Genomic DNA, 11619 nt, shown 5'->3' with positions numbered 1-11619 from the left:
CCCGCGGTACCACCCTCCTTGGCCCCCCGGTGCGCCGTACGCTCCGGTGAACCCCCTCATTGGAATCGCGAAGCCGGTTCTACTGACCCTCGGGCTGCCCCTCGGGCGTTCTTCCGGCGGCTCCGGGGTGATCTTCACGTCGCGCTCGCCCCCGGGCTCCCACCGTCCCCGGGTCGCTCTGGGCTGCGTACGCCGCTACTCGTCCCCATCAACGCTTTTCGCTCCGCCCAGTGTACGGCGCCCGGAGGACGGCGGCCGACCGGTTTTCCCGGACGGGCGCTGACCCGAATGGCGTGGCGGAGCCGTTCGGACCGCAGGAAGCGCGGCTGAACGGATTACCCGGCGAAGAGCTGGGCACAACGCATTCATGTCGGTCCCGCGGCACGTGCGGGGCGGGCGAATCGGGCGGCGTGCCCCGTTGCCGCGGGACTCGAGTCGATTTATCGTCCCAGCACGATTCGCGAACAAGATCACAATATGTGAAGGGGCCGCGGCCATGGTGGCGAAGAAGACCGCCGAGCAGTCGGCGTCCGGCAGGTCCCGGAGCACCGGTGCCGCCGGCGGTGCGGCCAGGAGGCCCACTCGGGCGGTGTCCCGGGCCACGGCCGCGAAGGAGGCGGCGGCCATGAGGAAACCGCCCGCAGCCGGGCCCGCCGGGGCCGCGCAGGCATCTTCTGCGCAGGGCACGCGGAGGGCGGCTGCGAGGACGACGGACGCGAAGAGGACCAGGGCGGCGAAGCCCCCGCCGGAGGAGACCGCGCCGGGGACGCCGGACGCGAAGGAGCCGGCGGCGGAGAGGTCCGCCCCCAAGGAGCCCCGGACCAGGGGCACCACCACGAAGAAGCCCGCCGCACGGAAGGCGGGCGCCAGGAGCACTGCCGCCGGACGGGCCGAGGCCGGGGAGACCACCGGCAGGGGCACGGGCAGGAACGCCGGCGAGAACACCGGCAGGAACACCGGCGAGAACACCGGCAAGAAGAGGACGGCCAAGAAGGCGGGCGCGGCTCGGGCCGCACAGCAGACGGGAGCCACGACGGTGGTTGCGAAGAAGACTTCCGAGACGGCCGCGACGGAGAAGACCGCCGTCCCCAAGGCACGCGTCGCCGCGGTGGTGGACCCGGCCGACCTCCCCGTGCGTCCGGGCGAGGACCCCTGGACCGCGGAGGAGGTCGCCGAGGCGCGCGCGGAGCTGCTGTCCGAGACGGAACGGCTGCGCACCGAGATCAGCTCCTCCGAGGAGTCCCTCGCGGGCCTGATGCGGGACTCCGGCGACGGCGCGGGGGACGACCAGGTCGACACCGGTACCAAGAACATCACGCGTGAGCACGAGATGGCGCTGACCGCCAACGCGCGTGAGATGCTCACCCAGACCGAGCGTGCCCTGAAACGGCTCGACGCGGGCACCTACGGTCTGTGCGAGAACTGCGGCAACCCCATCGGCAAGGCCCGGATGCGGGCCTTCTCACGGGCCACCCTGTGCGTGGAGTGCAAGCAGAAGCAGGAACGCCGGTACTGATCGTCCTTCGAGGGGTGCCGTAGTCTCGTCCTCAGTCAGGTACCTAGGTCGAGGGACTCACGTGGCAGAGGCGGAGCGCATCATCGGTACGCCGGACACCCCGCGCACGGCAGGGGACGAGCAGGAAAGGCCGGGCGGGGACACCGCGCCCGGCCGGCGGTCCGGGGCCGAGGGGGCACAGGAACCGGCCGACGGCCCCGGCACCGACGGTACGGCGGGGGAGGACAGGACGGTCAAGACGGCCGATGCGGCCGATGCGGCCGAGGCGACCGGGACGGCGGGGGCGTCCGAGGCGTCCGGGACGCCCGCTCCCTCCTCCCGTACGGACGGTCGCACGGACAACCGCACGGACGGCCGCACGGACGAGCCGCAGGACGGCGCCGGGGAGGGCAGGCCCCGCGGCCCGCGCCGGATCGCCGTGCTGTTCATGGTCGCCGCCGTCGCCTACGCCCTGGACCTGATCAGCAAGATGATCGTGGTCGCCAAGCTGGAGCACCGCCCGCCGATCCGCCTCATCGGCGACTGGCTGCAGCTGGAGGCGATCCGCAACGCGGGCGCGGCCTTCGGCTTCGGGGAGGCCTTCACCGTGCTCTTCACGGTCATCGCGGCCGTCGTGATCGTGGTGATCGTCCGTCTCGCCCGCAAGCTCTACAGCGTGCCCTGGGCCATCGCGCTCGGCCTGCTGCTCGGCGGCGCGCTCGGCAATCTCACCGACCGGATCTTCCGCGCGCCCGGTGTCTTCGAGGGGGCGGTCGTCGACTTCATCTCGCCCAAGCACTTCGCCGTCTTCAACCTCGCCGACTCGGCGATCGTCTGCGGCGGCGTCCTGATCGTGCTGCTCTCCTTCCGGGGCCTGGACCCGGACGGGACCGTCCACAAGGACTGAGACCGCCGAACCGGGGCCGCGGCAGCCGCGGTATGCGCGTACGGGGCCCTCCGGTCCGTCCGGCATACTCGACGGGGTGAGCACGATTCCCGAGATCCGTACCCTGCCTGTGCCCGACGGCCTGGAGGGCGAGCGCGTCGACGCCGCCATCTCCCGTATGTTCGGTTTCTCCCGTACGAAGGCGGCGGAGCTGGCCGCCGCGGGCAAGGTGCTGGTCGACGGCGCGGTGGTCGGCAAGTCCGAGCGGGTGCGCGGCGGGGCCTGGCTCGAGGTCGAGATGCCGCAGGCGCCCGCGCCCGTGCGGGTCGTCGCCGAGCCGGTCGAGGGCATGGAGATCCTGCACGACGACGAGGACGTCGTCGTGATCGTCAAGCCGGTCGGCGTCGCCGCCCACCCCAGCCCCGGCTGGTCCGGGCCGACAGTCGTCGGCGGCCTCGCCGCCGCCGGCTACCGCATCGCGACGTCCGGTGCCGCCGAGCGTCAGGGCATCGTGCACCGCCTGGACGTCGGCACCTCCGGTGTGATGGTGGTCGCCAAGTCCGAGTACGCGTACACGTCGCTCAAGCGCCAGTTCAAGGAGCGCACGGTCGACAAGCGCTACCACGCCCTCGTCCAGGGCCACCCCGACCCGACCAGCGGCACCATCGACGCCCCCATCGGCCGGCACCCGACCCACGACTACAAGTGGGCGGTCACCGCCGACGGCAAGCCCTCCGTCACCCACTACGACCTGATCGAGGCCTTCCGTGCGGCCTCCCTGCTCGACATCAAGCTGGAGACCGGCCGCACCCACCAGATCCGCGTCCACATGGCCGCCTACCGCCACCCCTGTGTCGGCGACCTGACCTACGGTGCCGACCCCACGCTCGCCGGGCGGCTCGGGCTCACCCGCCAGTGGCTGCACGCCGTGCGGCTCGGCTTCGAGCACCCCGCCGACGGCCGGTGGGTGGAGTTCACCAGCGACTACCCCGAGGACCTGCAGAAGGCCCTGGACCAGGTCCGTGAGGAGACCTACGCGTGAGCACGTCGTACACGGTGCGCGTCGCCGAGGACCCCGCCGACCGGGAGGCGTGCTTCGCGGTGCGCAAGGAGGTCTTCGTCGTCGAGCAGGGCGTCCCGCAGGACATCGAGTACGACGCCCACGACGCCGTGGCCGTGCATGTGCTGGCGGTCCGTGAGGACGGCGTGCCGCTCGGCACCGGGCGGCTGCTGTACGGCGAGGCCGCCGCCGCCAGGACCGGCGGGGACGAGTCGGTCGGCTCCCTGGGGCGGCTCGCCGTCGTCCGGGAGGCACGCGGGCTGGGCATCGGCGTGGCCCTGGTGCGCGCCCTGGAGGACGCGGCACGCGCGCGTGGTCTCACGGCGGTGGACCTGCATGCGCAGACCCACGCGCTCGGCTTCTACGAGCGGCTGGGCTACACGGCGTACGGGCCGGAGTTCTCCGAGGCGGGCATTCCGCACCGGGCGATGCGGCGCACGGTGTAGCCCGCGGCCGGGTGCCGCCGGCGCGAGGACTGCGGGGACCGTGGGCCGGGCACCGCGCCGCCCGGACGCACGCGCTCCGCGGTGGCCCGCGGCCCGCGTGGGTAGGCTCGGATCATGAGTCGCAACGTCGTCATCAGCGGGGGCGGTACGGGGATCGGACTCGCCGCGGCGCGGGCCTTCGCGGACGGCGGGGACCAGGTCCTGCTGCTCGGGCGGCGGGAGGAGGTGCTGCGCCGGGCCCGGGTGCCGGGCGCGCTGACGTACGCCGCCGATCTGAGCGACGCGGCGGACGTGCGGAGAGTCGCCCGGTTCGTGGCCGACGAGCTCGGGGCGGTGGACGTGCTGATCCACAGCGCCGGGGGATCGGGGCGGCTGGAGCCGCAGGCGGAGCGGGACGATCCGCTCGACCGCGTCGCCGACCACTGGCTGGTCGCCTTCCGGCTCAACACCCTGACCGCCGTGCTGCTCACCGAGGCCCTGAAGGACCGGCTCGCCGAACCGGGCGGCCGGGTGCTGTTCCTCAGCTCCATCGCCGCGTACCGGGGTTCGGGCAGCAGCGCCTACGCCGCCTCCAAGGCCGCCCTGCACCCCTACGCCCACGCGCTGGCCCGCCGGCTGGGCCCGCGCGGCATCACGGTGAACGTGGTCGCGCCGGGGTACGTCGAGGACACCGGCTTCTTCGGCGAGGGGCTGGACGAGGCCCGGCGCGAGCAGCTGATCGCCGAGACCTCCACCGGCCGTGCCGGGACTCCGGGCGACATCGCCGCCACCCTCCACTGGCTGGCCTCCCCGGCCGCCGCCCACATCACCTCCCAGATCATCCAGGTCAACGGCGGCGCGGAACGCGGCCACTGACCCCGCCGCCCCGCCGGCGAGGCCCAGCGGCTCAGTGGGCCGGCGGCTCGGCGTCCGCCGTGCCGGTCGCCGGCCGGCCGCGGTCCGTCCCCGGTCCGCCGAAAGGGGACCGCGCGGCGCCGTCGTGGGGCGTGGCGGGACGGTCGAAGCGGTCCGGGGGCTGCACCGCGTCGGCCGCGGCGACGCGGGGGAGGGCATGGGGGTGGTGCTCGACGAGCCAGCGGAGGAGCTGCTCGCGGACCGTGACCCGGACCGTCCAGAGGTCGTCGGCGTCCTTCGCCGTCACCAGCGCGCGCACCTCGATCGTGGTCGGCGTCGTGTCCGTGACCACCAGGCTGTGGGCGCGGCCGTCCCAGGCCGGGCACGCGCGCAGGATGTCCCGCAGCTTCTCGCGCATCGCGTCCATGGGCGCGGAGTGGTCCAGGTGGAAGAAGACCGTGCCGGTCATCTGCGGGGTGCCGCGCGACCAGTTCTCGAACGGCTTGGACGTGAAGTACGAGACCGGCATGGTGATCCGGCGCTCGTCCCAGGTCCGTACCGTCAAGGAGGTCAGCGTGATCTCCTCGACGGTGCCCCACTCCCCGTCCACGACCACGATGTCACCGATCCGCACCATGTCGCCGAAGGCGATCTGCAGTCCGGCGAACATGTTGCTCAGCGTGGACTGCGCGGCGACACCGGCGACGATGCCGAGGATGCCGGCCGAGGCCAGCAGCGAGGCGCCGGCCGCGCGCATCGCCGGGAAGGTCAGCAGCATCGAGGCGGCGGCCACCACGATGACGACCGCGGCGACCACCCGCATGATCAGTTCGATCTGGGTGCGCACCCGCCGCACCCGGGCCGGGTCCCGGTGCTCCCGGGCGTTGGCGTACCGCGCGTACGACGTCTCGACGACCGCCCTCGCGATCCGGATCGCCAGCCAGGCGGCCGATCCGATCAGGACCAGGGCCAGCACCCGGTCGACGCCTCCGCGGTACTCCTCCGGCAGCCCGGCCTGGTCGTGGGACCCGCTCAGCAGGGCGGTGCACAGCACGAGGTGATAGGGGAGGCGGGCACGGCGCAGCAGACCCCACAGCGGGGTGTCGCGGTGCCGTTCGCCGGCCTTGCGCAGCAGCAGGTCGGTGGCCCAGCCGATGATCAGGGTCAGGACGATCGCGCCGCCGGTCACGATCAGCGGGCGGAGTATGGTCTCCATGCCCGAGTGCTTAACCGGCGCCGCGGGGACATGAACATGTGACGTTCGTCCCTCCGCGGATCCGGCCGCGGTCCGGGGCTGTCGTACCCGGCTGGCACCATGGCCTCATGAACATCATGCTCTTCCACTCGACCTACGGCCTCAGACCCGCGGTGCGGCAGGCGGCGGACCGGTTGCGCGCCGCCGGGCACACGGTGTGGACGCCGGACCTCTTCGAGGGGCGCACCTTCGACTCGGCCGAGGAGGGCATGGCCTTCAAGGACGAGGTCGGCAAGGACGAGCTGCTCAAGCGGGCCGTGCTGGCCGCGGCGCCCTACTCGGAGCGGGGGCTGGTCTATGCCGGTTTCTCGCTGGGCGCGGCCGTCGCGCAGACCCTCGCCCTCGGCGACGACAAGGCACGCGGTCTGCTGCTTCTGCACGGCACCTCGGACATCGCGCCGAACGCGAGCGTGGACAGCCTGCCCGTCCAGCTGCACGTGGCCGAACCCGACCCGTTCGAGCCCGACGACTGGCTGACCGCCTGGTATCTGCAGATGGGCCGGATCGGGGCCGATGTGGAGGTCCACCGGTACCGGGGGGCGGGGCACCTCTACACCGACCCCGGACTGCCGGACTACGACGAGGAGGCCGCCGAGGCCACCTGGCGGGTGGCACTCGGCTTCCTCGAGGAGCTCGGCACGGCGTGAGAACGCCGGGCCTCACACGGGGTCGTAGGTCCGCTCGACCTTCTGCGTGCCGCTGCGGGTGCGGTACGAACGGGCCCATGCGGAGGTCGCGTCCGGGCTGGTGCGGTCGGACAGCACGTAGTAGTCCATCTGCACCCGGTCGGCGGTGACGTCCAGCACGCCGTAGCCGTGGCGATCGGTGTCGACCCAGTGGACGTGCCGGTTGGCGGCGCGGATCACCGGGGCGGCGGCCGCCGAGACCGTGCCCTCGGGGGCCCTGACCATGTCGTCGAGGTTGTCGGAGGTCACCGAGGTGACCACGAACTCCGTGGCGACCGACTCCGACAGCGGGTACGTGCCGGCGTTCAGGGGGACGTCGTTGGCCCACGCCATGTGGATGTCGCCGGTGAGGAAGACGGTGTTGCGGATGGCGTGGGAGCGCAGGTGGTCCAGCAGTTCCCGGCGGTCGCCGGTGTAGCCGTCCCACTGGTCGGTGTTGATGGCCAGGCCCTCCTGCGGCAGCCCCAGCAGCTTGGCCAGCGGCTTGAGCAGGTCCGCGGTGAGCGACCCGATGACGAACGGGGAGATCATCACCGAGTTGCCGACCAGCCGCCAGGTGGTGTCGGACGCCGTCAGGCCGGCCTTGAGCCAGTCGAGTTGGGCGCGGCCGGTGAGGGTGCGGTCCGGGTCGTCGACCGAGCCGCTGCCCAGGGCGGCCTGCTGCGAGCGGAAGGAGCGCAGGTCCAGCAGGGAGAGATCGGCGAGCCTGCCGAAGCGCAGCCGCCGGTAGGTGGTGCCCTCGACGGCCGGGCGTACCGGCATCCACTCGAAGTAGGCCTGCTTGGCCGCCGCCTGACGGGCACTCCAGGCGCCCTCGGTGCCCTCCGTGTGGTTGCCCGCGCCGCCCGACCAGGCGTTGTCCGCGAACTCGTGGTCGTCCCAGATCGCGACGACCGGCGCACTGCGGTGCAGCGCCTGCAGATCGGGGTCGGTCTTGTACGTCGCGTGCCGGGCACGGTAGTCGGCGAGGGTGAGGATCTCGTGGGCGGGGGTGTGCGGCCGTACGACCCTGCCGCGGGCCGCGTACTCGCCGGAGCCGTACTCGTAGATGTAGTCCCCGAGGTGCAGCCAGGCGTCCAGGTCGCCGCGGGCCGCGAGGTGGCGGTAGGCGGCGAAGTGGCCGGCCTCCCAGTTGGCGCAGGAGACCACGCCGAAGCGCAGACGGGGCACGGCGGCGTCGTGGGCGGGCGCGGTGCGGGTGCGGGCGACGGGGGAGCCGGTGCCGCCGGCCGAGAAGCGGAACCAGTAGTCGGTGGCCGGCTCCAGCCCCCGGACGTCGGCCTTGACGGTGTGGTCGGAGGCGGCGGTGGCGGTGACGGACCCCTCGGCGACGACGTTCGTGAGCGCCTTGTCGGTGGCCACCACCCAGCTCACCTCGATGTCCGGGCCGATTCCGGAGCCGGGTGTCGCCTCGGGCACGGGGGTCACCCGGGTCCACAGCAGGACGCCGTCCGGCAGCGGGTCACCGGAGGCGACACCGTGCAGAAAGGCGGGGGCCCCGGTGACGGCCCGCGCGGGCGCTGCGGCGACGAGCGGTCCTGCCAGAGCAGCAGTGGCCGCCGCGGCCTTGACGACCGTACGGCGGCGTGGAGCAAGAGAGTTGAGGCTCTCGAAGGATCTGTGTCGTCTGGTCACGGCCGACCAGATTACTGACAGGTACATGCAAAGAGCGGGCGAACCGGCGAAAGTTCGCCCGCTCTTCGGCGCGGGTCACCCCGCGGAAGGCGTCAGCCCTTCAGCGCCTTGTCGATCGCGGCGGTGAACTCCTGGACCGTCATCGGGGTGTTCTGGCCGTCGTTGCCCGTGACCTTCTTGCCGTCCATCACCAGGCTCGGAGTGCCGGTGAGGCCGTACTTCTTGCTGTCCTCGTCGAACTTCTTGCTCATGACCAGCGCCCACTTGTCGAAGGTGCCGTTCTTGACGTCGTTCTGGAACGCCTTGTTGTCCTTCAGGGCGTCGACGGTGTCCGCCACCTTGAACAGGTAGGACTCGTCCTTGAACTTGTCCTCGCTCTCCTCGGGGTGGAACTTGGCCGAATAGAGCGCCGTCTTGTACTCGAGGAAGGCCTCGGGGCTCACGTTCAGCGCGGCCCCCAGCGCGCTCAGGGCCTTGCGGGACCCCTCGCCCTGGAGCTTGTCGTCGAGGAAGGAGGCCCCGACGAACTGCAGCTTGTACTTGCCGGCGTCGAGGTCCTTCTTGATGGTCGGGCCCAGGGTCTGCTCGAAGATGGCGCAGATGGGGCAGCGCGGGTCCTCGTACACGGCGAGGGTCTTCTCGGCGGAGTCCTTGCCGATGACGACCGTCGTGCCGTCCTTGCCCGAGGTGTTGGCCGGGGCGACGACCTTCTTCTGCTCCTTCGCGGCCTCCCAGCGGGTGGGCTTGTTGGCCTGGACGACGGCGTAGCCTATGCCGCCGGCCGCCGCCACCACGGCTATGGCCGAGCAGACGACGACGATCTGCCGCTTGAGCTTGGCCCGCTTGGCCTCGCGCTCGCGCTCGGCGCGCAGCCGCTCCCGGGCCGCCCTCTTCGCCTCCTGGCTGTTCCGCTTGCTCATGGTCGGTGTTCTCCTGTGGGACGCGCAGCTCTGTCGTGCGCGGAATGACGGGAATGACGGGATGGGGGAATGGGGACTGCCGGACTCGGAAGGCCGCCGCCGTTCAGACGACGGCGACGGGGACCGAGCACGGTGGTCCACGCCGTCCCACGGAGTGCACGAGGAGACGGGTGCGCAGGGCGCAGTGGTGGGGTGCGGGACGCGCCGGGCGGCGCGTCGTCCGGGGCCGGCGGACCGTGATCGCCGCCACCGCGACCAGCAGCGGACGGAACGTCGTCGCGGTCACCGCGCGCAGCATCTGGGCGAGCGCCCGCTCCCCGCGGTGCAGCCAGCCGGCCGCGAGCAGACCGACGCCGATGTGCGCGGCCAGCAGCAGCCAGGCGGTGGCCGGGGCGGCGTCGGCGAGCAGGGCGGCCGGGCGGTCGGTGCCGGTGCCGGTCATCCGGGCCAGCGGGGCGCCCACATCGGTGTCCCCGCCGCACAGCAGGTCGAAGCCCACCGACCGCAGGGGCCCGGCGACCGGGCCGCCCGCGGCGCCGTAGCAGACGTGCTGGCCGGTGGTGAAGACGGTGTCGGCGGCCAGCTCCAGAGGGATCAGCAGGGCGGCGATCCGCCCGAAGCCGCGCTCGCACCCGGCCAGGGCGTAGGCGAGCACGAACACGGCGGCCGTGACCGCGGTCACCGTGTTCAGCGGCAGCGGGACCCGGGACAGCAGCACGTGCGACGCGGTGCTGAGCGTCACGACCATGGCCGTGAACAGCGCCGCGCGTACGGCTCTGAGCGGGGTCCCGGATATGTCCATACGAGAGAAGAGTGTGTCACGTGGGCCTGTAAGGCCCTCCTAAGGGTTCTGCCGCGGTCCTGTTTTGTCTACAGACCCGGGATCCGTCCGCTGCGGAGCAGATCCACGAAGATCCGGTGGTCGGCACGCGCGCGTGCCCCGTAGGCGTGCGCGAAGCCGACCAGCAGGGGCACGAAGCCCTCCTCGTCGCCCGCGATCGCCGCGTCGATGGCCCGTTCGGCGGAGAACGGCACCGGCGACTCGCCGGAGGGGTCGTCCGCCGCCGCGTGCATGGCGGCCGTGGCCCGGCCCAGGTCGGCGACCACCTGCGCGATCTCCTCCGGGTCGTCGATGCCCTCCCAGTCCAGGCCGACGGCGTACGGCGAGACCTCGGACACCACCTGGCCCGCGCCGTCCAGCTCGGTCCAGCCCAGCCACGGGTCGGGGTACTCCTGCAGGGCACGCCGGCAGACCACCGTGCGGTGGCCCTCGTGCGCGAAGCGGTCCCGGATCGCCGGGTCGGTGATGTGCCGGGAGACCGCGGAGGTCCGCGCCTGTCTGATGGAGATCACCACGTCGTCCTCCAGGGCGTCGCTGTGGCCCTCCAGGAGGATGTCGTACGAGGGCCGGCCGGCCGGGCCGGACCCGGGGCCGCCGCGGCCGACGACGTCCTTCACCCGGTAGGACTCCGGGCGGGCCAGCGACGCGTCCGGCAGCGTCTCCAGATAGCCGTCGAAGGCCGCGAGCACCTTGTAGCGGGTGGCCGCGTCCAGCTCGATCGCGTCGCCGCCGGAGGTGAAGCGGCGCTCGAAGTCGCGGATCTCGGTCATGGACTCCAGCAGCCCCAGACGGGTCAGGGAGCGGGCGGCGCGCAGCGTGGCCAGGAGGGGGCCCTCGGCGGTGTCCGTGGTGAGGGGCGGCCCCTCGTCGCTTCCGGCACCGGTGGCCAGGGCGTGGATCCGCTCGCGGTAGGCGGTCGCGTAGCAGGTCACCAGCTCGGTGATCTGCCCGTCGCTGAGCGCCTTGGCGTACCCGAGGACGGCGAGGGAGGCGACGAAGCGCTTGAGGTCCCAGGTGAACGGGCCGACGTACGCCTCGTCGAAGCCGTCGGCACCGAAGACCAGGCAGCCGTTCGCGTCCAGACGGGTGCCGAAGCTCTCCACGTGCAGATCGCCGTGGATCCACACACGTGAGGTGCGCTCGTCCAGGTACGGACCGCCGGCCGTCCCCGCGCCCCCCTGGCCGGCGCTCCCGGAGCCCAGGTCGTGGTAGAAGAGGCACGCCGTGCCCCGGTGGAACGCGAGAGCCGAGGCCGCCAGCCTGCGGTACAGGACGCGTAGCGCGGCCGGGTCGGCCGCCAGGAGATCGCCGAAAGCGGTGTCGAGGACGGCGAGGATCTCCTTGCCGCGGGTCTGCTCGTCGTTGAGCGGGGGGACCGACATCGCGGAGTGCCTCCAGGTGCGGTGTGCGCTGACATGTGGAGTCGGGTCCGGCCGGGCCTTCCCCGGCACCAACGTCCGGCGGTGCGGGGGAGTGCCCGTGCCCTTCCGCCCGAAGGTACGGCGCGGACCCGTCCCACCCCTCACCCGTCGGCCACTCCTTGTCAAGGCCTTCCGGCACG

General features: G+C 72.6%; 11 protein-coding genes. 6 read left to right on the top strand and 5 right to left on the bottom strand.

Translation table 11 applies throughout. From position 1 onward, the window contains the following. Positions 1 to 496: 496 nt before the first annotated feature. The 5 genes from ABD224_RS10700 to ABD224_RS10680 all read left to right on the top strand — a co-directional run bounded on the left by ABD224_RS10700 (position 497) and on the right by ABD224_RS10680 (position 4742). Entirely contained in the window at positions 497 to 1516 is a 1020-nt protein-coding gene (locus tag ABD224_RS10700; RefSeq protein ID WP_344049176.1) for a TraR/DksA family transcriptional regulator, read from the top strand. Between the two features lie 61 nt (positions 1517 to 1577). Further along, positions 1578 to 2402, top strand: coding sequence for a signal peptidase II (lspA, locus tag ABD224_RS10695; RefSeq protein WP_344049175.1), 825 nt, complete (start codon positions 1578 to 1580; stop codon positions 2400 to 2402). A 76-nt stretch (positions 2403 to 2478) separates the two neighbouring features. After that, on the top strand, positions 2479 to 3423 hold the full coding sequence (locus ABD224_RS10690; RefSeq protein ID WP_344049174.1) for an RluA family pseudouridine synthase: 945 nt from the start codon (positions 2479 to 2481) through the stop codon (positions 3421 to 3423). Further along, positions 3420 to 3887, top strand: coding sequence for a GNAT family N-acetyltransferase (locus ABD224_RS10685; protein WP_344049173.1), 468 nt, complete (start codon positions 3420 to 3422; stop codon positions 3885 to 3887). The genes ABD224_RS10690 and ABD224_RS10685 overlap by 4 nt, the downstream gene beginning before the upstream one ends. Positions 3888 to 4001: 114 nt before the next feature. Continuing rightward, positions 4002 to 4742, top strand: a complete 741-nt coding sequence (locus tag ABD224_RS10680; RefSeq protein WP_344049172.1) for an SDR family NAD(P)-dependent oxidoreductase — start codon at positions 4002 to 4004, stop codon at positions 4740 to 4742. A 31-nt stretch (positions 4743 to 4773) separates the two neighbouring features. Here ABD224_RS10680 and ABD224_RS10675 read toward each other — a convergent pair whose 3' ends face one another. Continuing rightward, the gene (locus ABD224_RS10675; RefSeq protein ID WP_344049171.1) at positions 4774 to 5937 is read right to left on the bottom strand and encodes a mechanosensitive ion channel family protein; all 1164 of its coding nucleotides are present in this window, start codon (positions 5935 to 5937) and stop codon (positions 4774 to 4776) included. A gap of 107 nt (positions 5938 to 6044) precedes the next feature. Between ABD224_RS10675 and ABD224_RS10670 the strand changes: the two genes are divergently transcribed. Further along, a complete protein-coding gene (locus ABD224_RS10670; RefSeq protein WP_344049170.1) occupies positions 6045 to 6623 on the top strand; it encodes a dienelactone hydrolase family protein in 579 nt (192 codons plus the stop codon). Positions 6624 to 6635: 12 nt separating this feature from the next. On the opposite strand, the gene ABD224_RS10665 is transcribed toward ABD224_RS10670, so the two are convergent. The 4 genes from ABD224_RS10665 to ABD224_RS10650 form a co-directional block, all read right to left on the bottom strand. After that, positions 6636 to 8297, bottom strand: a complete 1662-nt coding sequence (locus ABD224_RS10665) for an alkaline phosphatase D family protein (protein ID WP_344049169.1) — start codon at positions 8295 to 8297, stop codon at positions 6636 to 6638. A 92-nt stretch (positions 8298 to 8389) separates the two neighbouring features. Continuing rightward, entirely contained in the window at positions 8390 to 9217 is an 828-nt protein-coding gene (locus ABD224_RS10660; protein ID WP_344049168.1) for a thioredoxin domain-containing protein, read from the bottom strand. Between the two features lie 103 nt (positions 9218 to 9320). After that, the gene (locus ABD224_RS10655) at positions 9321 to 10019 is read right to left on the bottom strand and encodes a hypothetical protein (RefSeq protein WP_344049167.1); all 699 of its coding nucleotides are present in this window, start codon (positions 10017 to 10019) and stop codon (positions 9321 to 9323) included. Between the two features lie 68 nt (positions 10020 to 10087). Continuing rightward, positions 10088 to 11440 carry a DUF2252 domain-containing protein gene (locus tag ABD224_RS10650; RefSeq protein WP_344049166.1) on the bottom strand — a complete coding sequence of 451 codons (1353 nt, stop codon included), beginning with the start codon at positions 11438 to 11440 and terminating at the stop codon, positions 10088 to 10090. Positions 11441 to 11619: the final 179 nt, after the last annotated feature.

The organism is Streptomyces thermoalcalitolerans, assembly GCF_039525155.1.
Classification (GTDB): domain Bacteria; phylum Actinomycetota; class Actinomycetes; order Streptomycetales; family Streptomycetaceae; genus Streptomyces; species Streptomyces thermovulgaris.
Note: the sequence above shows the minus strand (reverse complement) of the source record. Positions and strands in the feature narration are given on the sequence as shown.